Raw genomic sequence first — 24,617 nt, 5'->3', positions numbered from 1 at the left:
GTTGCTGCCTTAGGTTTTATAGGGTTAAACAATGAATACTGGTGCGAGCCGCCGCCTGCGGGTCCAGCCTGGCGACATTCGCCAGCAGAGGAAGCAGACCTTTTGCATCGCGGTAATAATCAAACTGCCCGGGTAAAAGCACGCGTCTGCTGCTGTCGTCCAGCTCGCGGTACTTCAGCCAGCGGTGAACATCAAACTGACTGGCGCGGGAGAGCCATCCCCCGGAGCCGACCACTTTGCGCACGGTGGTCAGATCGCGCCCCACCTGCAAATCGACGTTACCTACGCAGGTACAGACCTGTTTTTTGGTGCCAGCATGGCGCTCACTGGCGTACCCAACGCACAGCCCGGCCAGCAGCGTGTCGAAATGTTTTTCTTCTTCGGTGACAGGCAGATAATCCGGATGTGCGACCAGATGGCGCAGATAGCCATAAAACGCTTCCTTGCGCTGAGGCTGATGGGCAAACACCGCGTTCACCAGTTCGTGTGTACTTTCGCCGACCACCACCGCCGAGACGCGCATACCGAGCTCTCCCTCTACGGTGCGTTTCACAAATGGCTCAGGCACGCCGTGCAGAACGGTATCCGGGGAGAGCATGTTGGCGCTGGCGGAATAGACGTCGGTGGTGGCACCGCCCATGTCGATCAGCATGAATTCTTTCCACGCGCTGTCGACGTCGCTGATCGCTTTCACCAGCTCGTAGACGGTCCACGGTGTTGGCATCGGCTCCTCGCCGGTTTCCCCGACGATAACGTCCAGCCCTTTTCCCTTCACAATGCGGGACAGAAAGACATCGCAGATGGCCTTGCGGGCGGCATACGGATTCGGGTGATCGAGGTCAGGCAAAACGTTGTCGACCGTAATCAGATCTTTGTGGCCAAGAATAGCCTGCACGTCGTCCTGAATATCGCGGTTTCCAGCGTAGATAATGGCGCAATCCAGCTTTGACGCTGCCAGCGCGCGGGCATTGGCAAGACCGTAGCTCTCTTCTCCGCCGTCCGTACCGCCAGTGAACAGCAGAATGTCCGGTGGAGAATCCTCCAGCGCCCGAATATCGTGGCGGTTAAGTTTGTAGGAGTAGTACTGGGCGATTTTGGCACCCGCCGAATGGGCGGTGACTTTGGCCGATTCCAGGGTGATCGACGGCACCAGACCCATTGCGGCAACGGCGAGCCCACCTTTTGCCGACGAGGAGTATTTCAGCGTAACGTCCCCGCTGTTCAGCAAAGGTCGCGCATCGGCAACGTTTAGCACCTGGTTCAGGCTGGTAAAGAACCCCTCCGCCAGGTGGTGGGTCGTCGTCGGGGTCAGAACGTGGTTGACCAACGTTAGCGCATCACCCTCCGGTGTGAAGAGTGCTGCTTTGGTCCACGTCGAACCAATGTCGACTGAGACGATTTGCATCAGAAGCCCTCTTCGAGACAAAGCTCTTCAACGCGCTGACGCTGCTGTATATCGTTCGCCATCAGCTGACAGACGTCTTCCAGGTCGTGGCTTGGGGCGAAAACGCGGTTGAAACCCATCTCTTTGAATTTGGCTTCGACGTCGGCAAAATCGTGCTTACCCACGACCAGATTACCGCCCACAAAAAGCAGGATGTCGCCGATACCGCGTTCGATGCAGCGCTCACGCAGCCCCAGACAGTCGATGTCGCCATGGCCGTAGATGGATGAAACGACAATAGCATCAGCCCCGGTTTCGATGGCCGCATCAATATATTCATCCTGGCTCACCATCACACCAAGATTGATTACGTGAAAATTATGGGAAGTAAAAACACGGTCCAGAACTTTATTGCCTACCGCATGGCAGTCAGCACCAATGACGCCAATAACAAGTGTTGATTTCTTCATGGGTAATCCTCTGTAGGGCTGATTGTAAAAATATTATGGGTATTAAAAATAGTTAATGGGTATTCGGTCTGTTAATGGTGTTGGAGTGTCTTTTGAAGACGAAAAGGAAGCAATTGATCTATTTTCAAAAAATCCTTCCAAAAATGATGATGGTAATGATTCCTCATTTAAAATCATTTAAATTCAACCTGTTGCGTGTAGTTGGTTTTGGGTTTGATATTTATCTGTAAACGTTGATAACAAAATCTTTGTAATATTTGTGATCGAGCGCCTGTTTTATTGTTGAGGGTGGTAAATATATTTTTTTTGACTTTTATCAGTGGAGGTCTATTGCCATGCAGACATTGGCGAGAAGATATTTACTGTTTTATTGATATTGGTCATAAACGCCATTCGTACAATTAAGGGAGAGTGATAAATACATCAAATTTTTGGCATGTGGAGGTGGGTATAATTCAGCGCTAATTTTAATTATCCGTTTTCTTGCATCTTTGAATATTTAATCTGAGGATATAACGATGAGTAAAGGGAAGGTTTGGCTTGTAGGGGCAGGGCCTGGTGATGCGTCTCTGATAACGGTAAAAGGTCTGCACTGTATCCGCCATGCGGAGGTGATTGTCCACGATCGCCTGGTTAACCCTGAGCTTCTGGCCCAGGCTCCGGCAAGCTGTCTGATTATTGATGTTGGCAAAACCCCAAGTCATCATCCGGTACCTCAGGAACAAATCAATGCCTTGCTGGTTAAGCATGCCGGGGAAGGGCGGCAGGTGGTGCGTCTGAAAGGCGGTGACCCCTACGTTTTTGGCCGCGGGGGTGAAGAGGCCGAGCAACTGGCGAAAGACGGTCTGGAGTTTGAAGTCGTGCCGGGGATCAGCTCCTCGATTGGCGGATTGGCCTATGCCGGGATCCCGGTCACGCACCGTCATTACGCCTCCAGTTTTCATATTGTGACCGGTCATATGTGCCAGGGGAACGATCCGCAAAACTGGCATGCGCTGGCGAAAATCAACGGAACGCTGATCATTCTGATGGGAATGACCCGGCTGACGGAAATTTGCCAGCAGCTCATTGAGGGAGGCATGTCCGCTGAGACGCCGGTGGCGGTAGTGATGTATGCCAGCCAGTCTCGTCAGCAGATTGCCAAAGGTACGCTGACCGATATCCACCTCGAGGTTGAGCGTCAACAACTGCATGCTCCTGCGCTGATTGTCGTCGGTGAGGTGGTCAACCTGCAGGAGATACTGGCGTTTTCTGCATCGCATATCGCGCTGAATCAGGTTGTTGTCTGATGTTATCCTGACATTTTCGAAATGGCCGAGTGAAACGAATGAGTGAGCATGGTGGTAATGTCCTGGAAACGGGGCTGCAGTTGGGGATCGCTCCCGAGTTGTTGTTGGACTTTAGCGCGAACATCAATCCGTTAGGGCTGCCCGAGCGCGTCAGGTCGCTCATTGTGTCCCATCTGGATATCATCACGCAGTACCCGGACGTTGAATACCGCCATCTTCATCAGGCGCTGGCCAGCGCCAGTCAGTGTGACTACGACCAGACAATTGCCGGGAATGGCGAAACGGAGTTGATCTATGGCCTGGTGCGAACGCTTGCCCCTCGCCGGGCGATGCTGCTGGTGCCGGGTTTTGCCGAATATCGCCGGGCATTACAGCAGCAGGGTTGCCAGATAATCGACTACGCGCTGAGTGAGCAGAACGGGTTCCAGGTGGATGCTTCCATACTGGACGCCGTTCGCGCGCACAGGCCCGATTGCCTGTTCATCGCAACGCCGAATAACCCTACCGGACTCATGCCTGATGCCGGTCTTCTCAACCGGCTGGCTTCGCTGTGCGAAGCGCTGGAGATTTCGCTGATTGTTGATGAAGCTTTTATTGATTTTCTGCCGCAGGGATCCACGCTGGCGCCACGGCTGGCTGAGTCACGTTATCTTTACCTGCTGCGTTCCCTGACCAAGTTTTTTGCTATTCCCGGGTTGCGCCTTGGGTATCTGCTGAGCGGAAATACGCAGATTATTCGCCAGCTGAAACGCACCCGTGAGCCCTGGTCCGTGAATGCCTTTTCGGCACTTGTGGGGCAACATTTGTTGCTGGATGAGGACTATATTTCTCGCAGCCATGCCTTTATCTCCCGGGAGCGGGATTTCCTGTGGCAGGCGATGACGCGTTTTTCATCGCTGGTGGTCTGGGAGCCGCAGGCCAATTTTATTTTCTTCCGCTGCCTGCGTCAGGGGTTCGACCTGAAAGCGGCACTGCTTGGTCATCATATCCTTATTCGCCACTGCGAAAACTATCCAGGGCTCGATCGCGACTACTATCGGATTGCCGTGCGTACTGAAGCGGAGAACCGTCGGTTTATTGCCGCGCTGACTGACGTTTTACAAGGCTAGGCGATGGACTATTTCCCGATTTTTTGCAATCTGAAGGGTAAACGCTGCCTGATCGTCGGTGGTGGGCAGGTGGCGACGCATAAGGCAAAGGGGCTGCTGGCTGCCGGGGCAGAGTTGCGTCTGGTTGCGCCCTCCCTGACGCCGGAACTCGCCAGCCTGCACGCGTGCGGTGACATCGAGTGGGTCCCGGCGACGTTTGCGCCGCAGTATCTGCAATCATGCTGGCTGGTTATTGCCGCAACCAGCGATCCGCAGGTGAACCGTCAGGTCGCCGGGGCCGCCAGCGCGGAGCGTCTGTTTTGCAATGTCGCAGACGACCCTTCTGCTGCCACCTTTATCTCACCGGCCATTATTGACCTTTCGCCGGTCATTATTGCACTGAGTTGCGGGGGCAACGCGCCGGTCTACAGTAAGATCCTCAAAGCACATGTCGCAGCCCATCTTCCTCCTGGCATGCGGGAAAGCGTGCGGCTGGCGGGGGCGCTGCGTGAAAGGGTGAACGGCGCATGCGTTGACCGGGATCGCAAGCGCGCATTTTGGGCCGCATTCTTCCGGCATGTTCCGCTGCAACAGGCTTTAGCGCAGGAACATGAGCAAGAGGTTAAGCAGCAGGTCGAGTGGCTCATTCAGCATAAGTTGCTGTCAGAGTAGCGTCACACCGCCTTTTACCATCCGCAGCAGGTGCTGTTCAGGCCAGTGACGGGTGAGCTGTTTTTTTGCTAACAGCCATTTCACATAATCGACATCGTCTTTATTTCTGTCCAGCATCAGCCCCACGACGCTGCCGCTGTGCGCCACGTTCACCCCGTAGATGCCGCACTCCTCCACCAGTGAGAGCAGTGCGTCAAAATCCGGTTTAGGTAGCAGTGTCTGGCTGGCGATGGCGCTGAGGGTTGCCGCTTCTCCCATTCGGTAAGGGTTTTGCGTCATACAGGATTCCTGTACTTTTTCCCATGCACGCTTCAGCGCTGGCGCGCCGGCATGTAATCCAGCCTGACGTGGGATGCGGTGATAATCGGCCGTGCGCAGCGTTTGCGGACTTTCAAGAACAAGCAGATCGAGGTTGGGCTGGGTGTCACATGAAATCTGTGTGGAAGCGTCGTTATGATCAAAAAGGGTCAACTGACGAAACACGGTACTGTCGGTGGGTTCGAGCGAAACGCAAAGCGTTGCCAGTGTGCTTTCGTCAAGCTGATGCCCCAGATGGTGGGCGGTGGCGATGGCGGTGGCGGCAATATCTGCGGTGCTGCTGGCCATCCCTTTGGCAATCGGGATGGTCGAATGCACATCAATGCGGATATCCTGGCTCAACTGCGCCGGGTAGTGCCAGTGCTGCAATAACCGCTCGACCATCGCGCGCGACAGCGGGCGTTCATCCGCCAGGGCTGAGCCGTAGCTCACCTCAACCGTGCTGTACCATTCGACAGGGCAGGAGACCAATTTCTCACTGCCCAAAATCCAGCCCTGGATAAGCTCACCGCACGACGCGGGGCATTGCGCAACAGCCACGTTTCCACCTTTCTGGTCTGCAAATTCTGAAGCATAGTGTCATGAGGATATCCCTCGTACCTTGATATACCGCAAATTCCCGCCTGGATAATCTACATATTATTCTGCGATTCTGCTGAATACGTAACGCATCAATAAAGCCACACGAACTTACGTTGAATAGCAATATTATGTAATAGCCAGGTTTTAATACCTTAATGAATTTTGATCACAATAAAATGAAAAAATATCAAGTGGTGCAATAACTTGTCATAGCGCAATAAATATTGAGATTTTAAGCGTAATTATCTTTGCTTTTAATTTTTTGTGATAAAACGTTGAGTTATTGAGGAAGGTGTCAATTATTCTGGCGCCACGTTTTACACAGCATGTATTTCATTACGGTTAAGTATTTGCCTAAGGTGAAGTGAAACGCCGTAAATAGCATTGCTGTTTTATAACGCGCTATTTTCTCATTATGTAAGCCGACCGGTTTGCCACATTTGTGGTAGGGAAGGGGGTGATAATCCCCCGCAGCCCCCGCTGCTGTGATGCTGACGACCCCGTAATGACCACTGATCGTGAGATTGGGAAGGACGGGCGAGGAGGACGCTAAGCCAGAAGACCTGCCTGTCGGGAACGTTCAACAACTTCGGTGGGAAGTGGGTTGTACTGATGCATCATACAGTCGAAAGACTGGGGTTACGTGTATCTATACCTCCCGACCACCCTGGACAGGATCAGGGCCATGGCGGCAAAGCAGTACGCGTTTGTTCTTGCAGGTACCGGAAGCGGTTGTGGTAAAACCACGGTCACGCTAGGCCTGTTGAGTCTGTTAAAACAGCGTGGGTTACGCGTCCAGCCATATAAAGTGGGCCCTGACTACCTTGATACCGGCTGGCATACCAAAGTCAGCGGTACGTCCTCCCGCAACCTCGACAGCTTCATGCTCCCTGAACCGATACTCAACGCGCTGTTCTGCGAGCATATGCAGCAGGCGGATATCGCAGTGATTGAAGGTGTGATGGGGCTGTATGACGGCTACGGCACCGATCCGAACTATTGCAGCACCGCCGCGATGGCAAAACAGTTGGGCTGCCCGGTGATTCTGCTGGTGGATGGCAAGGCGGTCTCGACTTCAATTGCCGCCACGGTAATGGGCTTTCAGCGATTTGATCCCACCCTCAATATTGCCGGGGTGATTGTCAATCGCGTCAACAGCGAATCACATTATCAGTTGCTCAAAACGGCAATTGAACACTATTGCACGGTACCCGTCCTGGGTTATGTGCCGCGCGTTGAAGGCGTCGGTTTGCCCGAGCGCCATCTGGGACTGGTCACCGCCCGGGAGTCGGTCGCGAACCTGCAGACCTGGCAGAATTTTGCCGCCATTCTCGAACGTACGCTGGACATCGGACAACTTCTCTCGCTCAGCCAGATGGTGTCACTGCCGCAGGGCTCCTGGCCCGCGCTCCCTGACGGGGACGCCGGGCGCGGGTTGACGCTCGGGATGGCCGATGACGAGGCCTTCAACTTCTATTACGCGGATAACATCACGCTGCTCGAACGTACCGGGGTCGACATTATCCGCTTCAGCCCGCTGCGCGACACCCATTTACCTGACTGCCAGATGGTCTGGCTTGGGGGTGGTTACCCGGAGCTGTACGCGGCACAGCTTGCGGAAAACACCACGATGCTTGCCAGCCTGCGGGAGGCGCACCGGCGAGGCGTGGCGATCTACGCCGAGTGTGGTGGGCTGATGTATCTCGGCAGCACGCTCGAAGATAGCGAGGGGGCCACGCACCGGATGGCCAATGTTATCCCTGGCCACAGCAGGATGGGTAAACGACTGACCCGTTTTGGCTATTGTGAGGCGCAGGCGCGCCAGCCCACGCTGCTGGCCGATAGCGGAGAGGTGCTGCGTGGGCATGAATTTCACTATTCCGACTTCTCTCCCCAAACTCCCGCGGTACTGGCGTGTCGCAAAGTACGCGATGGCGTAACGATGCAGGAGTGGGCAGGCGGCTGGCAGGTTGGCAACACGTTCGCAAGCTATCTGCACCTCCACTTTGCCCAACGCCCTATGATACTCAACCGCTGGCTGACGGCGGCGAGGGGGGCGCTATGACCCTGCTGGCCTGGTGCGTCGCGTGGCTGCTCGATGTCATCATCGGCGACCCGCAAAACTGGCCGCATCCAGTGCGCTGGATAGGCAACCTGATCAATGCGATGCAGCGGAGTATTCGCCGCTACTGTCATAGCGACACGGCGTTACGCATTGGTGGCGGCGTCATGTGGCTGGTAGTGGTGGGGCTAACCTGGGGCATGGCCTGGGGCGTACTGGCACTCGGACGGATGGTTCATCCCTGGCTGGGCTGGGCGATTGAAGTGTGGATGATGTTTACCGTGCTGGCCGGGCGCTGCCTGGCAAACGCTGCACGGGACGTTGAGCGCCCTCTGCGAGCAGGCGACCTTGATGAAAGCCGCGAAAAACTCTCCTGGATAGTGGGACGCGATACGTCTCAACTTCAGCCGGAACAGATCAACCGGGCGGTGGTGGAGACTGTCGCGGAGAACACGGTCGATGGCGTTATCGCCCCACTGTTTTTCCTCATGCTGGGCGGTGCGCCACTGGCGATGGCCTATAAGGCGGTGAATACCCTCGATTCAATGGTGGGCTACAAGCACGAAAAATACCGTGCGATCGGCATGGTCAGCGCCCGTATGGATGATCTGGCGAACTATATCCCCGCTCGTCTGAGCTGGTTTCTGTTAAGCATCGCGGCGTGGCTATGCCGTGACGATTTCTCCTGCGCGCTGCGCGTCGGCTGGCGCGACCGCTACAACCACAGTAGCCCCAACTGCGCGTGGGCAGAAGCGACGGTCGCTGGCGCGCTGGGCATCCGGCTTGGCGGACCCAACGACTATTTTGGTCAGCGCGTAGAAAAGCCGTGGATTGGCGACGCGCAGCGCCCGATTGCGGTAGACGACATTTCCCGAACGATTCGACTGATGTGGGTTTCCTCCACCCTGGCGCTGGCGCTGTTTATCGCAGCACGCTGGTTGATGGTTGGCGTGGCCTGAGGACAAGAGACAATGCAATACATCCAGCAACCCCAGGCGATTGAAGCCAAAAGTTTCGACATCATTGGCGAAATCATTTGCGAAACGCGGCCGGAATACCGGTTTGCCAGCCCGCTGCATGAGGCGATCGTCAAGCGGGTGATCCATACCACCGCAGATTTTGACTGGCTGGATATTCTCTGGTTTTCAGATGATGCGCTGGAACAGCTTTGCGCGGCGCTCCGTCGCCCGTCAGTTATCTATACCGATACCACGATGGCGCTCTCCGGGATCAACAAAACGCTGCTGGCGACATTCGGGGGGGAATGTCGCTGCTATATCAGCGACCCGCGGGTGGTGGCGCAGGCAAAAGCGCAGGGAATAACCCGCTCGATGGCGGCGGTGGATATCGCGGTAACAGAAGAAAGTGAGAAGGTCTTCGTCTTTGGTAACGCGCCAACGGCGCTGTTTCGCCTGCTTGAGCATGATGTTGCTGTCAGCGGCGTGGTGGGTGTTCCGGTGGGGTTTGTGGGGGCGGCGGAATCGAAAGAGGCGCTGACGCACAGCAACTTGCCCGCGATTGCGGCTCTTGGGCGCAAAGGCGGCAGCAATGTGGCGGCGGCGATTGTGAACGCCATGCTCTATTACCTGCAGGGGGCGAGATGAGCGATTCAACCTTCGATGCCCCGGTATGGCATAACGGGAAGGCGTTACGTAAAGGCTACACCACCGGTTCCTGCGCAACCGCGGCAGCGAAAGTCGCCGCACTGATGGTGCTGCGCCAGCATCTTATTCATCAGATCTCCATTGTGACTCCCTCCGGCGTCACGCTATGTCTGAACGTGGAGTCGCCGCACATTGAAGGTCAGCAGGCGATTGCGGCCATCCGCAAAGACGGGGGTGATGACGTCGATGCCACACACGGCATGCTGATTTTCGCCCGCGTGACGCTCAACGACAGTGGCGAGATTACGCTTTCGGGTGGCGAAGGCGTGGGGACTGTCACGCGTAAAGGAATTGGCCTGCCCATCGGCAGCGCGGCGATCAACCGCACGCCGCGTCACACCATTGAGTCCGCAGTGCGCGAGGCGATTGGTCCGACGCGTGGGGCTGACGTTGAAATCTTTGCGCCTGAAGGCCAGGCGCGGGCGCAGAAAACCTACAACTCACGCCTCGGGATCCTGGGCGGGATTTCGATTATCGGCACCACCGGCATTGTCACACCGATGTCAGAAGAGAGCTGGAAACGCTCGCTCTCTCTGGAGCTGGAGATTAAACGCGCGGCGGGGCTGGAGCGGGTCGTGCTGGTGCCGGGCAATCATGGTGAGCGATTTGTTCGCGAGCAGATGGGCATTGATGAAGATGTCGTGGTCACCATGAGCAACTTTGTCGGCTACATGATCGAAGAGTCCGTGCGGCTGGGATTTCGCCAGGTAGTGCTGGTCGGCCATCCCGGCAAGCTCATCAAAATTGCCGCCGGGATTTTTCACACCCACAGCCATATCGCCGATGCGCGCATGGAAACCCTGGTGGCGCATCTGGCGCTGCTCGGCGCGCCGCTGGAGTTACTGACCCTCGTCAGCGATTGCGATACCACCGAGGCGGCGATGGAGCATATCGAAACCTGGGGTTTTGAGGCTATTTACAACCACCTCGCCAAACGTATCTGCCTGCGCGTGATGCAGATGTTGCGCTTTACCAAAACTCCGCCGACCTGTGACGCCATTCTGTTTTCCTTTGATAACCAGGTGCTGGGTAGCAACCGCCCGGTCGAGGCGATTGCCCGGGAGTTGCAATGTTAACGGTTGTGGGAATGGGACCTGCGGGATTGCATCTGATGACGCCCGCTGCGCGTGAAGCCATTGAACATGCCGATGCGCTGGTCGGCGGAAAACGTCATCTGCTGCAGTTCCCGGCGTTTTGCGGAGAGACATTTGTCCTGGGCGCTAACATTCCGGAGCTGCTGGCCTGGATTGAGGCGCGTCAGGAGAAAAAGGTGGTGATTGTCGCCTCCGGCGATCCGCTGTTTTACGGCATCGGATCGCGAATGGTGGCGCATTTCGGTATTGCGCGCGTACGCGTTATTCCCGGCATCAGCGCGGTGCAGTACCTATGTGCGCAGGCGGGCATTGATATGAATGAGATGTGGCTCACCAGCAGCCATGGCCGCAGCGTGAATGTTGATGAGCTGGCACGGCATCGCAAAGTGGCGATGGTCACCGATAACCAGTGCGGGCCGAAAGAGATTGCCGCGCAGTTGGTGGCACGTGGTAAGGGCCATCGCTGGATGGTCATTGGTGAAAACCTGGCGATGGAAAACGAACGGATCCACTGGCTGCCCGTCAGTGAGGTCAGTGCCGACTATGAAATGAATGCTGTGGTGATCCTCGATGAAAGATGAACTGTTTTTGCGCGGCGAAACGGTGCCGATGACCAAAGAGGCGGTTCGCGCCCTGGCCATCGCGAAGCTTGCGCTGCACCGCGCCAGCCACCTGATTGATGTCGGCGCGGGGACCGGGAGTGTGTCGATAGAGGCGGCGCTGCAGTTTCCCTCGCTGCGCGTGACGGCCATTGAACGTAACCCTGCGGCTCTGCAACTGCTTGCGGAAAATCGCCAGCATTTTGCCTGTCACAATATCGCTATTTTGCCGGGCGTAGCGCCATTACCGGTGGCAGATAAGGCCGATGCCGTATTTATGGGCGGCAGCGGTGGCCATCTGACATCGCTTATTGACTGGTCCATGCGCCAGTTACATCCGGGCGGACGTCTGGTCATGACGTTTATCCTGCTGGAAAACCTCACAACCGCGCTGGCCCATCTGCAGCAGATCGGCGCGCAGGACATTGATTGTCTGCAAATGCAGGTCTCCGCACTGGCCCCGCTCGGCAGCGGCCACTATTTCAAACCGAACAATCCCGTTTTTGTTATCGCCTGTCAGAAGGAAGAACACCATGTCTGAGACGTTTGATTCCCGTTGCGTGTGGTTTGTCGGTGCTGGTCCCGGCGATCGAGAGCTCATTACGCTCAAGGGATACCGGTTGCTGCAGCAGGCGCAGGTGGTCATCTATGCCGGTTCGCTTATCAATACCGAACTGTTGGCCTATTGCCCGCAGGGAGCCGAATGCCACGACAGCGCGGAACTCCATTTAGAACAGATCATTGACCTGATGGCGGCGGGCGTGAAGGCCGGAAAGACGGTGGTACGTTTACAGACTGGTGATGTTTCGCTCTACGGCTCCGTCCGGGAACAGGGTGAAGAGTTGACCAAACTCGGCATTGCCTGGCAGGTGGTGCCCGGCGTCAGTGCCTTCCTCGGTGCTGCGGCGGAGCTTGGGGTCGAATACACCGTACCTGAAGTCTCGCAGAGCCTGATTATTACCCGCCTCGAAGGCCGTACGCCGGTGCCCGAGCGTGAACAGCTGGAGTCATTTGCCAGCCATCAGACCTCAATGGCGATTTATCTTTCAGTCCAGCGTATTCATCGGGTGGCGGAACGTCTGATTGAAGGCGGTTATCCAGACACCACGCCCGTTGCCGTCATTTACAAAGCGACCTGGCCGGAAAGCCAGACCGTACGCGGCACGCTGGCAGATATCGCTGACAAAGTACGCGAGGCGGGGATCCGCAAAACGGCGCTCATTCTGGTCGGGAAGTTCCTGGGCGAGGAGTATCACTACTCAAAACTCTATGCCGCGGATTTTAGCCATGAATACCGTAAAGCCTGAGTCCATCGCGCTTTTTTGCCTGACCCCGGGCGGCGTGCGGCTGGCGAAGCGGCTGGCGGCGATGCTGCCGGTAACCTGCTTTACCAGCGAGCGTTTGCAGGAAGAGGGCTTTGTTCCCTTCGACGGCGGCTTTGCCCCGGCGGTTCGCGAGGCGTTCATGCACTACCCGTCGCTGATTTTTATCGGCGCAACCGGCATTGCGGTGCGCGTCCTGGCACCGTTAATCCACGACAAACTGAGCGACCCGGCGGTGGTGGTGATCGATGAACGCGGGCAGCACGTGATTAGCCTGCTTTCCGGCCATGCTGGCGGGGCGAATGCACTGACCCGCTATCTGGCGGGAATACTGGGGGCTGACCCGGTGATTACCACCGCCACGGACGTCAACGAGATGGCCGCGCTGGATACCCTGGCCATCCAGCTGAACGCCCGAATGAGCGATTTCCGAACGGCAGTAAAAATCGTCAACCAGATGCTGGTGAGCCACCAGCGGGTAGGGCTGTGGTGGGATACGGAACTCGATGATGACGTCAGTCAGTGTGATCGGCGCGGGTTTATCACCGTGAGTGACCTGCAGCACCTCCCGGAACTGGATGCGCTGGTGTGTATTACGCTGCGAAACACACTGCCGGAACTGCCATTGCCGCACTGGAAGCTGGTCCCTCAGCGGGTCGTGGCGGGCATCGGCTGTCGACGCGACACGCCGTTTCCGCTGCTGGCGACGCTGCTGGCGCGTCAGCTTGAGGCGCAACGGTTCGACCCGCTGACCCTAAAAGCGATTGGCAGCGTCTCCCTTAAAAAAGACGAAGCGGGCCTGCTCCAGCTTGCCGCCTGCTGGGGTGTGCCGTTTGAAACCTTTACCGCTGACGCGCTGCGTGAGCACGAACATCGCTTTCCGGCTTCACCGTTTGTACGCCAGACGGTTGGAGTGGGGAGCGTCTCGGGACCGGCAGCGTGGCTGCTGAGCCATGGGCAACTACGAGGCGAAACCCTGCGCGAACAGGGCGTCACTATCACTTTGGGAGTTTCACACTGATGTTAACCGTAATTGGAATCGGCCCTGGCTCGCAGGCCATGATGACCATGGAAGCCGTAGACGCGCTGCAGGCGGCAGAAATCATCGTTGGCTACAAAACCTATACCCATCTGGTGAAGGCCTTCACCGGCGACAAACAGGTGATCAAAACCGGTATGTGCAAAGAGATTGAACGCTGTCAGGCGGCAATCGAGCTGGCGCAGGCCGGGCATAACGTCGCGCTTATCAGCAGCGGCGACGCCGGTATTTATGGGATGGCGGGGCTGGTGCTGGAGTTGGTCAGCAAACAGAAGCTGGACGTTGAGGTTCGCCTGATCCCCGGAATGACGGCCAGTATCGCCGCCGCATCTCTGCTTGGCGCACCGCTGATGCACGATTTTTGCCACATCAGCTTAAGCGATCTGCTGACGCCGTGGCCGGTCATCGAAAAACGTATTGTCGCCGCGGGAGAGGCGGACTTTGTCATCTGTTTCTATAACCCGCGCAGCCGGGGGCGCGAGGGCCATCTGGCACGGGCGTTTGAGCTGCTGTCCGCCAGCAAAAGCCCGCAAACGCCGGTAGGGGTAGTGAAGTCTGCCGGGCGTAAAAAGCAGGAGAAGTGGTTAACCACCCTGGGCGACATGGACTTTGAACCGGTCGATATGACAAGCCTGGTGATCGTAGGAAATAAAGCCACCTTCGTTCAGGAGGGGCTGATGATCACCCCCCGGGGCTATGTGCTGTGAACTATGGCGACGTGCTGGTCATGGGCGGCACCAGCGATGCCCGCGCGATCTGCCAGCAACTGGATGCGGCGGGCGTGGCCTACACCCTGTCGGTGGCGACGCCCACCGGGCAGCGGCTGGCGGGCGACATTAACGGTCGGGTGCGCTGTGGCCGCCTGGAGACGCAGCAGATGGTTGACTGGCTGGCGGAAAACAGGACCCGCTGGGTGATTGACGCTTCGCATCCCTACGCTGAGGTGGTCAGCCGCAACATCCTGACGGCCTGTGAAACAGTGGGGGTGTTGCTTAGCCGCTATCAACGCCCCGAACAACTCAGCGAGCTGACGCATCCGCTGCTCTACAGCGTGCCGGGAATTGAAGAGGCCTGCGACATCGCGCGGCGGCTGGGCGAACGGGTGCTGTTGACCACCGGCAGTAAAGATCTGGCGCGCTGGCGCGCTGGTCTGCCGGAGAAAACGCTGCTGGCCCGGGTTTTGCCAGTGCCCGAGGTCATCGAGCAATGCGCCGGACTTGGCTTTGGCGTCACCGAGATCTTTGCTATGTGCGGGCCCTTCAGCGCTGAATTTAACGCAGCGTTTTATCGTCAGTGCCAGGCTGACGTGATGATAACCAAAGCCTCCGGTGCGGAAGGTGGCTATCAGGAGAAGGTTCAACCCTGTCTGGATGCGGGCATCCCCTGCATCGTGATTACACGCCCGGCACCGCTGGTGACGGGAGAGGAACTACTGGAAAGTCAGGCCGCATTCGCCGGGCGTTTAGCGCGCTGGCTGGCCGCTGATTAAGGAGTTAGAGATGAAAAAGGCGCTTCTGGTGGTCAGCTTTGGTACCAGCTACCACGATACCTGCGAGAAGAACATTGTGGCGTGCGAGCGTGCGCTGGCGGAAAGCTGCCCTGACCGCGAGCTGTTTCGGGCATTCACCTCCGGAATGATCATTCGCAAGCTCAAACAGCGTGATGGCATTGAGATCGACACGCCGCTGCAGGCGCTGAAAAAGCTTGCGGCTCAGGGATATCAGGATGTGGCAATTCAGTCTCTGCACATCATCAACGGCGATGAGTACGAGAAAATCGTCCGTGAAGTGCAGAGCCTGCGACCGCTGTTTACCCGCCTGACGCTGGGGGTACCGCTACTGAGCAGCCACGACGATTACGCGCAGCTGATGCGCGCATTGCAACAGCAGATGCCGACGCTTGGGGCCACGGAAAAAGTGGTGTTTATGGGCCACGGTGCCAGCCATCATGCCTTTGCGGCCTATGCCTGCCTCGACCACATGATGATGGCCCAGGGCTTCCCGGCCCGCGTCGGCGCGGTGGAGAGCTATCCGGAAGTCGACATCCTGATTGAGAGCCTCGGTAAAGAAGGCGTCACCGCCGTGCATTTGATGCCGCTGATGCTGGTGGCCGGCGATCACGCCATCAACGATATGGCCTCTGACGACGAGGACTCCTGGAAGACGTTGTTTAACGCCGCCGGGATCCCGGCGACGCCGTGGCTGAGCGGGCTGGGTGAAAACCCGGCGGTACGCGCAATGTTCGTCGCCCATTTACAGCAGGCGCTAAGTATGGCGCTGGAGGAGGCGGCATGAGCGGCAAACTGTACGCCCTGAGTACCGGGCCGGGCGCGTCGGATCTTATCACCGTGCGTGCCTCACGGATCCTTGGTTCGCTGGATATTCTCTACGCCCCGGCGGGCCGCAAAGGCGGCGATAGCCTGGCGCTTTCTATCGTCCGGGCGTTTATCGGCGAACAGACCGAAATCCGCTGCTGCCACTTTCCTATGAGCGCCGACAGTGCTGAAAAGGAGGCGGTGTGGGATGCGGTGGCCGACGCGTTAGTGCGTGAGGTGAACGACGGGAAACAGGTTGGTTTTATCACCCTGGGCGATGCCATGCTGTTCAGCACCTGGGTGTTCTTACTTCAGCGCATTGGCAGCCCGGACTGGCTGGAGATTGTGCCCGGCGTGACGTCGTTTGCCGCGATTGCCGCGCGTTCAAAAATGCCGTTGGCGATGGAACAGCAGTCGCTGGCGGTGATTTCCTGTACCGCGCCGGAAGCGGAGATTGCGCACGCGCTGCAGCAACACGACAGTCTGGTGCTGATGAAGGTCTATGGCCGGTTTGCGCGCATCAAAGCGCTACTGACGCAGGCCGGACTACTGAACTGTGCACTGATGATGTCAGAGGCCACGCTCCCTGGCGAGCAGTGCTGGCGGCATCTGGATGAGGTTGCTGATGAACAGCCGTTACCCTATTTCTCGACCATTCTGGTCAACAAACAGTGGGAGTATGCGCAATGAAACTCGAACAACAGCTTAAACAGCTGTCATTAAGTGGCCTGGCGGCGGCGCTATTGCTGATGGTGGTGCCGGAGCAGGCGTTCGCGATGCACATCATGGAAGGGTTTTTACCGCCGATGTGGGCGCTGGCGTGGTGGCTGCTCTTCTTACCGTGCCTGTGGTACGGGCTGGTGCGCCTGCGTCGTATCGTGCAGGAGGATAACCACCAGAAAATCCTGCTGGCGCTGTGCGGGGCGTTTATTTTCGTGCTGTCGGCGCTGAAGATCCCATCGGTAACTGGCAGTTGTTCGCATCCGACTGGCGTGGGGCTCGCCGTTATTCTGTTCGGGCCGGGCGTCGTCGCCATTCTTGGCGCCATCGTGTTGCTGTTTCAGGCGCTGCTACTGGCGCACGGCGGGTTAACCACGCTTGGCGCGAACGGCATGTCGATGGCGGTGATTGGGCCGGTTGTCGGGTACATGGTGTGGAAGATGGCCTGCCGTGCCGGGCTTCGCCGTGATGTTGGGGTCTTTTTGTGCGCCATGCTGGCGGATCTGGTGACCTATTTTGTGACCTCGGTCCAGCTTGGTGCGGCGTTCCCGGACCCGGCAACGGGGGCCGCGGGCTCGATGGTGAAATTCATGGGCATTTTCTGCCTGACGCAAATCCCCATTGCCATCGCGGAGGGTTTGTTAACCGTAATGATTTATGACCAGTTGACCAAACGTCGGCTGATTACCGCGCAAGGATACTGAGATGAAAAAGACACTGATGCTGTTAGCGATGGTGCTCGCCCTGATCGTAATGCCATTTTTTATCGATCACGGTGGCGAATTTGGTGGCTCGGATGGTGAAGCCGAAAATCAAATCCAGGTTGTGGCGCCTCAGTACACGCCATGGTTCACGCCGCTCTATGAACCCGCCAGCGGCGAAATAGAAAGTCTGCTGTTTACGCTCCAGGGGTCCATTGGCGCAGCGGTGATTTTCTATATTTTGGGCTACACCAAAGGCAGACAGCGCCGTGATGACCGGGCTTGACAGGCTGAGCTACCAGAGCCGTTGGGCTCAGGTTGCGCCGGAACGCAAGTTTCTGCTCTGGCTGGCGCTGATGACTCTGGCGTTTGCGCTGCCGCCGCTGGGGCAGGGGATCGTCCTGGCGCTGACGGCGGGGCTGACCTGCTGGCTGCTGCGTATGACCTTCTGGCGCTGGTGTCGCTGGATGTCGCTGCCGTTTGGCTTTCTGCTGGTTGGTGTGCTGACGATCCTCTTTAGCGTCACCCGTGACCCGCATACGCTGGCGGTGAGCGTTCCGGTGGGGCACTACTGGCTGGGGATAACCGCTTCCGGGCTGACCGCCGCGAATGAAACCTTCTGGCGCAGCCTTGCCGCGCTGGCGGCAACCTTCTGGCTGGTGCTGAACTTGCCGTTTCCGCAGCTGATTGTGCTGCTTAAGCGGGCGCGCGTGCCGCGCCTGCTCACCGAGCAGATCCTGCTGACCTGGCGCTTTATTTTTATTCTGTTAGACGAAGCGCTGGCGATTCACCGCGCGCAGACGCTGCGTTTTGGCTATCGTAGCCTGCCAAAAAGTTATCGCTCGCTGGCGATGCTGGTCGGTTTGCTGTTTACCCGGGTGCTGATTCGCTATCAGCAGATGGCGACCACGCTGGATATTAAACTCTACCAGGGTGATTTTCCCCTGTAAGGAATCGCACCATGCTTACCACCGCCGATCTCTGGTTTCGCTATCAGGAGACGCATGTACTCAAAGGGCTGACGCTGGATTTTTCGACGCATGCCGTCACCGGGCTAGTGGGGGCCAATGGCTGCGGAAAGTCGACGTTATTTATGAACCTGAGCGGTCTGCTGAAGCCGCAGCAGGGGGCGGTGCTGTGGCAGGGAAAGCCGCTGGACTACAGCAAGCGCGGACTGCTGGCGCTTCGTCAGCAGGTCGCAACGGTGTTTCAGGACCCCGATCAGCAGATCTTCTATACCGATATTGATAGCGACATCGCCTTCAGCCTGCGTAACCTGGGCGTCGCGGAGCCGGAGATTGCGCGGCGCGTCGACGATGCGCTGACGCTGGTCGACGCGCAGCGTTTTCGCCAGCAGCCGATCCAGTGCCTGAGCCATGGGCAAAAGAAGCGGGTCGCTATTGCCGGGGCGCTGGTGCTGGGGGCGCGCTATCTTCTGCTGGACGAACCCACGGCCGGGCTTGATCCTTCAGGACGCTCGCAGATGATCGAGATCATCAGACGTATCGTGGCGCAAGGGAACCACGTGGTGATCTCCAGCCATGATATTGACCTGATTTACGAAGTCAGCGATGCCGTTTACGTGCTGCGCCAGGGAGAAGTGCTGGCGCACGGCGCGCCGGGTGAGGTCTTCGCCCGCGATGAACTGATGGAACGGGCCGGATTAACGCAGCCCTGGCTCGTCAAACTGCACGCGCAGCTTGGCCTGCCGTTGTGTAAAACCGAAGATGAATTTTTCAGCCGTATGCGACAAAAAAACGTAATGAAGGAGGCCTCATGACGCAGGCAATTATGTTGCAGGGTACCGCTTCTGACGTCGGCAAAAGCGTCCTGGTGGCGGGGCTGTGCCGGATTTTTTATCAGGATGGCCTGCGTACCGCGCCGTTTAAATCGCAGAATATGGCGCTCAACTCCGGTATCACGCCGGAGGGAAAAGAGATGGGGCGCGCGCAGATCCTTCAGGCGCAGGCGGCGGGGATTACGCCGGACGTACGGATGAACCCGGTATTGTTAAAACCAACCAGCGACCGTAAAGCGCAGGTGGTGCTGATGGGACAGGTGGCAACCGATATGGACGCAGTCAGCTACCACGAGTACAAACCGCGCCTGCGGGAGCAGATCCGCGATGTCTATAACAGCCTGGCCGGAGAGTATGACGTGCTGGTGCTGGAAGGCGCGGGCAGCCCGGCGGAGATTAACCTGCGTGATCGCGATATCGTCAACATGGGCATGGCCGAAATGGCGCAGTGCCCGGTGATCCTCGTGGCGGATATTGACAGAGGCGGCGTATTTGCCGCCATCTACGGTACGCTGGCGCTTCTGCACGACCACGAGCGGGCGCGCGTGAAAGGGGTCATCATCAATAAATTTCGTGGCGATGTTGCGCTGCTTTATTCGGGCATTGAGCAGATAGAAAACCTGACCGGCGTGCCGGTACTGGGCGTTATGCCGTGGCTGGATGTCGATCTGGAAGATGAAGACGGCGTGGCGTTGCAAAAGGGAAAATACCTGCGAACCGCGCGGCGCGATATCGACATCGCCGTGGTACAGGTACCGCATATCTCCAATTTCACCGATTTTAACGCCCTGGCGGCGCAGCCCGATGTTCGCGTGCGCTATGTCCGTTATCCCCAGGAACTGGCGGGGGCGGACCTCGTGATTCTACCCGGCAGTAAAAATACGCTGGGGGATCTGGCCTGGCTGCGGGAAAGCGGTATGGCACACGCTGTGCTCCAGTCACACCAGCAGAACGTACCCATCATGGGCATTTGCGGCGGCTACCAGATGCTTGGCGACACCATCATCGATGAGGTGGAATCTGGTATGGGAACCCAGCCAGGGCTGGGTCTACTCCATACCGTGACCCGCTTCGCGCAGCGAAAAACCACGACGCAGGTTTCGGCGCAGATGGCGTCGGCACTTCCGGCGTGGCTGACGTTGGCATCGGGTATTAAGGTGCAGGGCTACGAGATCCATATGGGAGAGACCCAACTGACATCCGACGGTAGCCCGGCGCTGTTTCTGGTAAAAGAGGGCGAGCGCATAGCGGACGGTGCCATCAGCGCTGACGGACAGGTGATAGGGACGTATCTCCATGGGTTATTCGATAACGATGCCTTCACGCGCGCGATGGTGGATGGCTTACGCCAGCGCAAGGGACTGGCGCCCTTAGACGTTGCAGTAGATTACGCGGGCTACAAAGCGCGACAGTTTGATATCCTGGCGAGCGCGATGAGAGAACATATTGATATTAAAAAGATCTATCAAATAATGCAGGAGCATCAGGAGGTGGGCGCATGATTTTAGTCACCGGAGGCGCGCGCAGCGGGAAAAGTGCGCACGTCGAACAACTGGCGGCGGCGCAGTGCGAGCGTGTGCTGTATATCGCGACATCAGTGATTACCGATGAAGAGATGGCGCTGCGCGTTGACAAGCACCGCGCCCAGCGTCCTGCGCACTGGCGAACCTGGGAAGGGTATCGCGATCTGGGCGACGTGATTCGCCATCAGGTGCAGCCGGGCGAAGGTGTCGTCCTGGAATGCGTCACCACCCTGTTGTCGAACCTGCTCTATGACGCCAGCGGCGGCGCTGCGCCGGAGACCCTCGATTTTTCCGCGCTTGAGGCGGTGCTGCAACAGCAGGTGGACGACCTGATTGCGGCTTGCCAGCAGTCGGTGGCACCGGTTTATATTGTGACCAATGAGCTGGGCATGAGCATCACGCCAGAGAATCGGCTGGCGCGTCATTTTGTTGATATTGCCGGGCGTGCGAACCAAAAGCTGGCGCAGGCAGCGCAGGAAGTGTGGCTGGTTGTCTCGGGAATTGGAGTAAAGATTAAATGCCGTTAAAAATGTTGTGGGCGACGCTGGGATTTATTACCCGCATTCCGGTGCCGCAAAAATGGAGCGACGGTGTTGAATTTTCGCAGTATGGCCGTGGCGTCCCCTGGTTCCCCGTGGTGGGCCTGATCGTTGGGGTCCTGGCCGCCTTAGGTTATCTGGCGGTGAGCCAAACCGGCGGGGGGATTTATATCGGTGCCGTCGCCTGGGTACTGGCGCTGGTACTGCTAACTGGTGGGTTTCATCTGGACGGTCTGGCGGACACTTGTGATGGCGTGTTTTCTGCCCGCACCCGTGAACGGATGCTGGAGATTATGCGCGATAGCCGGCTGGGGACCTACGGTGGTCTGGCTATCGTATTCTGCATTCTTATCAAGGTCGCAGCGGTGATTTCCCTGGCTCACCTTCCGGTTAATACCCTGTTTGCGCTGCTGGTGTGCGCGCCGATCGTCGGGCGAACGGGAATGGTGTTGGCCATGTACCGGCAGCACTACGCGCGCGAAGGTGCAGGGATGGCAAACGCCTATCTCGGCCATATCAGCGGCAAAGAGACGCTCATCACCCTCTGCATCGGCGTGGCGCTCGTGGGGCTGCTGGCGGGTATGCAGGGGCTTGTCGCCAGCGTCATCTCCTGGATTGTCGTCAACGTGGTAAAGATCTTTTTAAGCCGCCGACTGAACGGGCTGACGGGGGATACTCTGGGTGCGATGGAGGAGATCGGCGAAATGGCCTTCCTTCTGGCGCTTCTGTGGGTCTGATGTATGCGTATTTTTCTGGTCCGACACGGTCAAACAACCGCGAACATCAGCGGCGTGTTTTACGGGAGCACCGATCTGTCGCTCTCGCCGCAGGGCATTGCGCAAAGCCAGCGTGTTGCCGGGTACCTGTCCGAAGTCGCGTTCGGACAAACGCGCGTCAGCGCGCTCCAGCGTTCGCAGCAAACGGCGCGGCTTATCGTACCGACAGCCCATGATGTCCATGTTGATGCGCGTCTTAATGAGCTGGATTTTGGTGAATGGGAGATGCGGCACTTCAGCGACATCGAAAAAGAATATCCCGCGTCGTGGCAGCGCTGGATGGATGACTGGCAAAACGCCACGCCCGACGGCGGCGAGGCGTTCCCACATTTCGCCGCGCGCGTCAGGGCGGCGGCGGATGAGATGAGTCAACTACAGCGGCGCGAAGACACGCTCATTGTGGCGCATCAGGGTGTGCTGAGCCTGCTGCTGGCAACCTGGTTAGGGATGCCCGTGGCGGCAATGTGGCATTTCCCGTTCAGTCACGATGCCTACACGGTCGTTGAAAATCGGGCCGGGCATTGGGTGTTACGCGTATTTAATGGCAGAAACGTTTGGCAAACTGAGGAATGAGGGTGTGAGGATGGGGACAGTGAAGGAGCTGGCGGCGGCCATCAGACCGCTTGATAAACAGAAGATTCAGGCGGCCTCGCGGCATGTTGATGGCTTAATAAAGCCGACAAACAGCCTCGGTCGGCTGGAGAGTCTGGCTGTACAGCTTTCGGGAATGTGGGGAATCGACAGGCTCGATAATCTGCAAAAAGAGATTATCGTCATGTGCGCCGACCATGGCGTATTTGATGAAGGTGTGGCCGTGACGCCGAAAGTGGTGACCTGGCTTCAGGCCGTCAATATGCAAAAGGGGTTGACCGGGGTGTGCGTGCTGGCCCGCAATAGCCAGACGTCGGTACTGCCCGTTGACATCGGTATTGACGGCGAGCCTATCGACAATATGCTCAGCCTTAAACTCTCTCGTGGCTGCGGTAATATCGCCCAGGGTCCGGCGATGAGCCGTCAGGATGCTGAACACCTGCTGCTGGCGAGCGCCAGCCTCGTTAAACAACGTGCTCAGGAGGGGATCTCCATCTTTGGCGTTGGCGAGCTGGGTATTGCCAACACGACACCGGCCTCGGCAATCATCAGCGTACTGACCGACAGCGATCCGCATGATGTGGTGGGGATTGGGGCCAATTTGCCGCAGGACCGGGTGCAGCATAAGGAAACCATTGTCCGTCAGGCGATACGCATTAACCAGCCGGATGCGCGCGATGCGGTTGATGTTCTGGCCAAAGTCGGCGGCTATGACCTGGTGGGCATGACCGGGGTGATATTGGGCGCTGGCGCATGCGGATTGCCAGTGGTGTTAGACGGTTTTCTCTCTTATGCCGCGGCCATCGCCGCCTGTCAGATTGCACCAGAAGTTAAGAGCTACTGTATTCCCTCTCATTTTTCCGCCGAAAAAGGTGCCAGACGTGCGCTGGAGCACCTTGGGCTGGCGCCGTTTATCCATCTTGATATGCGTCTTGGCGAAGGGAGCGGCGCCGCGCTGGCTATGTCTATCGTCAGTGCGGCCTGCGCAATGTACTGCGAGATGGGGCAACTGGCGCAAAGCGGCATTGAGTTGCCGGTTCCGGCATGACGGAAAAGTAAAAACCCTGCGATAGCAGTATCGCAGGGTTTTTTGTGTACAGGAAACCTCAGCCCGACAGGTAGCCGGAAAGCGTTCAGTTTTGGGCCAGCAATCAAAACCTCGTTAACAGGGCATTCTGGTGCTGAGGATACGACGTCGATACTGCAGTGGCGTCTGACGCATCATCTTTTTAAAGCAGGTGATGAAATAGGTCACCTCGCTAAACCCGACAGCCAGGGCAATAGTGTCAATACTCTCATCGCTGTACCGTAACAGATCGCAGCTGCTTTTTATCCGCCGGGTCAGCAAATATTCGTGGATGCTGCCGCCGGTCTGCTGGCGGAAAATGCGTGAGGTATAGCTGCGCGAAAGCCCCAGGTCGTGCGCTAGCTGGTCGAGCGAAAACTTGCTGGCATAGTGGGCTTCTATCCAGCTCATAATCCGCGAGGCGACGGTCTGCTGGCGCGGCGGGTAGGGCTGAGGTTGCTCGGGCAGAAATGTCATGAGCTGCATCATCAGAAATGCCACCTCGCAGGCCTCGGTCTGCTCGTTGCCCTCCAGGCGCTGAAACTGCTCAAGGATCCTCTCGATAAACACCGCGTGCTCGCTGAGATCGTAGATTTGCGCGGGCAGATTGCTGGCGGCCAGCGCGGCGAACCTGGCCTGATGGCGTGGGAAGGCGCTAAGCGCACTTTCGACGACCGCTTGCTCAATGTGCATAGTGGTACGGTGATAGGGGTTTTTATCGCTATGATCGACCTGCACTTTGTGCAAACGGAAGGGCGGGAAGATAAATAATCGCCCCGGACGGGCGGTGTAGTGCTGATTATCCACTACCACGATGCCATAGCCGCTGGAAATGTAGAGCAATTCAACGCATTGATGCCAGTGGTAGTAAATCGCGCTGGTAGCGTACATGCGGTTAAAAGAAATGGCCTGCCGATCGAGCGTAATGCGTTCCAGCAGCTGCGTTTCACCCATTTTACCTCCAGGACAACAGATTTAAATTTTTAGGCCATCATTTGTAATTTAT

Annotated in this window: 28 protein-coding genes and 1 riboswitch; of the genes, 24 read left to right on the top strand and 4 right to left on the bottom strand. The window is 57.5% G+C overall.

The annotated features are described in order from the left end of the window. Nucleotides 1-16: 16 nt before the first annotated feature. Nucleotides 17-1,405, bottom strand: coding sequence for a methylaspartate mutase accessory protein GlmL (gene glmL / locus WB237_RS08890; RefSeq protein ID WP_336212374.1), 1,389 nt, complete (start codon nt 1,403-1,405; stop codon nt 17-19). Further along, the gene (gene glmS / locus WB237_RS08885; protein WP_028019184.1) at nt 1,405-1,854 is read right to left on the bottom strand and encodes a methylaspartate mutase subunit S; all 450 of its coding nucleotides are present in this window, start codon (nt 1,852-1,854) and stop codon (nt 1,405-1,407) included. Before glmS ends, glmL begins: the two co-directional genes overlap by 1 nt. A 518-nt stretch (nt 1,855-2,372) precedes the next feature. On the opposite strand from glmS, the gene cobA reads away from it, so the two are divergent. Genes cobA through WB237_RS08870 form a run of 3 tightly spaced genes read left to right on the top strand, consistent with a single transcriptional unit; the run spans nt 2,373 to nt 4,903 of the window. After that, nucleotides 2,373-3,143, top strand: coding sequence for a uroporphyrinogen-III C-methyltransferase (gene cobA / locus WB237_RS08880; protein ID WP_316944037.1), 771 nt, complete (start codon nt 2,373-2,375; stop codon nt 3,141-3,143). A 38-nt stretch (nt 3,144-3,181) separates the two neighbouring features. After that, nucleotides 3,182-4,252, top strand: coding sequence for a threonine-phosphate decarboxylase CobD (gene cobD / locus WB237_RS08875; RefSeq protein WP_336212368.1), 1,071 nt, complete (start codon nt 3,182-3,184; stop codon nt 4,250-4,252). Nucleotides 4,253-4,255: 3 nt separating this feature from the next. After that, a complete protein-coding gene (locus tag WB237_RS08870) occupies nt 4,256-4,903 on the top strand; it encodes a precorrin-2 dehydrogenase/sirohydrochlorin ferrochelatase family protein (RefSeq protein WP_336212366.1) in 648 nt (215 codons plus the stop codon). Here the strand turns inward: WB237_RS08870 and WB237_RS08865 are convergent. Then, complete coding sequence (locus WB237_RS08865; RefSeq protein WP_336212364.1) at nt 4,895-5,761, bottom strand: L-threonine kinase; 867 nt, start codon at nt 5,759-5,761, stop codon at nt 4,895-4,897. The two genes, WB237_RS08870 and WB237_RS08865, sit on opposite strands and share 9 nt — an antisense overlap. Nucleotides 5,762-6,213: 452 nt before the next feature. Continuing rightward, a riboswitch (cobalamin riboswitch) is annotated at nt 6,214-6,388 on the top strand. 100 nt (nt 6,389-6,488) lie between these two features. Between WB237_RS08865 and WB237_RS08860 the strand changes: the two genes are divergently transcribed. From WB237_RS08860 to cobT, 21 genes are read left to right on the top strand one after another with little or no spacing between them, the layout of a single operon-like run. Then, nucleotides 6,489-7,868: a cobyrinate a,c-diamide synthase gene (locus WB237_RS08860; RefSeq protein WP_336212362.1), complete on the top strand. Its 1,380-nt coding sequence runs from the start codon at nt 6,489-6,491 to the stop codon at nt 7,866-7,868. Next, nucleotides 7,865-8,824, top strand: coding sequence for an adenosylcobinamide-phosphate synthase CbiB (gene cbiB, locus WB237_RS08855; protein WP_336212360.1), 960 nt, complete (start codon nt 7,865-7,867; stop codon nt 8,822-8,824). The genes WB237_RS08860 and cbiB overlap by 4 nt, the downstream gene beginning before the upstream one ends. A gap of 12 nt (nt 8,825-8,836) precedes the next feature. Continuing rightward, entirely contained in the window at nt 8,837-9,469 is a 633-nt protein-coding gene (locus WB237_RS08850) for a cobalt-precorrin-8 methylmutase (protein WP_336212358.1), read from the top strand. Then, nucleotides 9,466-10,605 carry a cobalt-precorrin-5B (C(1))-methyltransferase CbiD gene (cbiD, locus tag WB237_RS08845; RefSeq protein ID WP_336212355.1) on the top strand — a complete coding sequence of 380 codons (1,140 nt, stop codon included), beginning with the start codon at nt 9,466-9,468 and terminating at the stop codon, nt 10,603-10,605. Before WB237_RS08850 ends, cbiD begins: the two co-directional genes overlap by 4 nt. Then, on the top strand, nt 10,599-11,204 hold the full coding sequence (locus WB237_RS08840) for a cobalt-precorrin-7 (C(5))-methyltransferase (protein WP_336212353.1): 606 nt from the start codon (nt 10,599-10,601) through the stop codon (nt 11,202-11,204). The genes cbiD and WB237_RS08840 overlap by 7 nt, the downstream gene beginning before the upstream one ends. After that, entirely contained in the window at nt 11,194-11,763 is a 570-nt protein-coding gene (locus WB237_RS08835; protein ID WP_336212350.1) for a decarboxylating cobalt-precorrin-6B (C(15))-methyltransferase, read from the top strand. Before WB237_RS08840 ends, WB237_RS08835 begins: the two co-directional genes overlap by 11 nt. After that, the gene (locus WB237_RS08830) at nt 11,756-12,529 is read left to right on the top strand and encodes a cobalt-precorrin-4 methyltransferase (RefSeq protein WP_336212347.1); all 774 of its coding nucleotides are present in this window, start codon (nt 11,756-11,758) and stop codon (nt 12,527-12,529) included. The genes WB237_RS08835 and WB237_RS08830 overlap by 8 nt, the downstream gene beginning before the upstream one ends. Continuing rightward, complete coding sequence (cbiG, locus tag WB237_RS08825) at nt 12,510-13,565, top strand: cobalt-precorrin 5A hydrolase (RefSeq protein WP_336212345.1); 1,056 nt, start codon at nt 12,510-12,512, stop codon at nt 13,563-13,565. The genes WB237_RS08830 and cbiG overlap by 20 nt, the downstream gene beginning before the upstream one ends. After that, a complete protein-coding gene (locus WB237_RS08820; protein ID WP_028019172.1) occupies nt 13,565-14,290 on the top strand; it encodes a precorrin-3B C(17)-methyltransferase in 726 nt (241 codons plus the stop codon). The genes cbiG and WB237_RS08820 overlap by 1 nt, the downstream gene beginning before the upstream one ends. After that, nucleotides 14,287-15,072, top strand: a complete 786-nt coding sequence (locus WB237_RS08815) for a cobalt-precorrin-6A reductase (RefSeq protein ID WP_336212343.1) — start codon at nt 14,287-14,289, stop codon at nt 15,070-15,072. Before WB237_RS08820 ends, WB237_RS08815 begins: the two co-directional genes overlap by 4 nt. Nucleotides 15,073-15,082: 10 nt before the next feature. Then, nucleotides 15,083-15,877 (top strand): sirohydrochlorin cobaltochelatase, encoded by a 795-nt coding sequence (gene cbiK, locus WB237_RS08810; RefSeq protein ID WP_336212340.1) that lies wholly within the window; start codon nt 15,083-15,085, stop codon nt 15,875-15,877. Continuing rightward, nucleotides 15,874-16,587: a cobalt-factor II C(20)-methyltransferase gene (locus WB237_RS08805; protein ID WP_336212338.1), complete on the top strand. Its 714-nt coding sequence runs from the start codon at nt 15,874-15,876 to the stop codon at nt 16,585-16,587. The genes cbiK and WB237_RS08805 overlap by 4 nt, the downstream gene beginning before the upstream one ends. Continuing rightward, entirely contained in the window at nt 16,584-17,321 is a 738-nt protein-coding gene (gene cbiM / locus WB237_RS08800; protein ID WP_336212336.1) for a cobalt ECF transporter S component CbiM, read from the top strand. Before WB237_RS08805 ends, cbiM begins: the two co-directional genes overlap by 4 nt. A gap of 1 nt (nt 17,322) precedes the next feature. Further along, nucleotides 17,323-17,604 (top strand): energy-coupling factor ABC transporter substrate-binding protein, encoded by a 282-nt coding sequence (locus tag WB237_RS08795; RefSeq protein ID WP_108090291.1) that lies wholly within the window; start codon nt 17,323-17,325, stop codon nt 17,602-17,604. Further along, nucleotides 17,591-18,268, top strand: coding sequence for an energy-coupling factor ABC transporter transmembrane protein (locus WB237_RS08790; RefSeq protein WP_336213540.1), 678 nt, complete (start codon nt 17,591-17,593; stop codon nt 18,266-18,268). The genes WB237_RS08795 and WB237_RS08790 overlap by 14 nt, the downstream gene beginning before the upstream one ends. A gap of 11 nt (nt 18,269-18,279) precedes the next feature. Continuing rightward, entirely contained in the window at nt 18,280-19,098 is an 819-nt protein-coding gene (locus WB237_RS08785; protein WP_129996159.1) for an energy-coupling factor ABC transporter ATP-binding protein, read from the top strand. Further along, complete coding sequence (locus tag WB237_RS08780) at nt 19,095-20,618, top strand: cobyric acid synthase (protein ID WP_336212333.1); 1,524 nt, start codon at nt 19,095-19,097, stop codon at nt 20,616-20,618. The genes WB237_RS08785 and WB237_RS08780 overlap by 4 nt, the downstream gene beginning before the upstream one ends. After that, a complete protein-coding gene (cobU, locus tag WB237_RS08775) occupies nt 20,615-21,166 on the top strand; it encodes a bifunctional adenosylcobinamide kinase/adenosylcobinamide-phosphate guanylyltransferase (protein WP_336212330.1) in 552 nt (183 codons plus the stop codon). The genes WB237_RS08780 and cobU overlap by 4 nt, the downstream gene beginning before the upstream one ends. Then, on the top strand, nt 21,157-21,915 hold the full coding sequence (gene cobS / locus WB237_RS08770; protein ID WP_336212328.1) for an adenosylcobinamide-GDP ribazoletransferase: 759 nt from the start codon (nt 21,157-21,159) through the stop codon (nt 21,913-21,915). Before cobU ends, cobS begins: the two co-directional genes overlap by 10 nt. 3 nt (nt 21,916-21,918) lie before the next feature. Beyond that, nucleotides 21,919-22,527, top strand: a complete 609-nt coding sequence (gene cobC, locus WB237_RS08765; RefSeq protein WP_336212325.1) for an alpha-ribazole phosphatase — start codon at nt 21,919-21,921, stop codon at nt 22,525-22,527. Between the two features lie 10 nt (nt 22,528-22,537). Next, a complete protein-coding gene (gene cobT, locus WB237_RS08760) occupies nt 22,538-23,593 on the top strand; it encodes a nicotinate-nucleotide--dimethylbenzimidazole phosphoribosyltransferase (protein ID WP_336212324.1) in 1,056 nt (351 codons plus the stop codon). Nucleotides 23,594-23,707: 114 nt separating this feature from the next. Here cobT and WB237_RS08755 read toward each other — a convergent pair whose 3' ends face one another. Further along, a complete protein-coding gene (locus WB237_RS08755; RefSeq protein ID WP_336212322.1) occupies nt 23,708-24,565 on the bottom strand; it encodes an AraC family transcriptional regulator in 858 nt (285 codons plus the stop codon). Between the last annotated feature and the right edge of the window lie 52 nt (nt 24,566-24,617).

Origin of the sequence: Enterobacter sp. P82, from assembly GCF_037053385.1 — a bacterium.
In the GTDB taxonomy this organism is placed as follows: domain Bacteria; phylum Pseudomonadota; class Gammaproteobacteria; order Enterobacterales; family Enterobacteriaceae; genus Enterobacter.
This window is presented reverse-complemented; position numbering and strand designations above follow the sequence as displayed.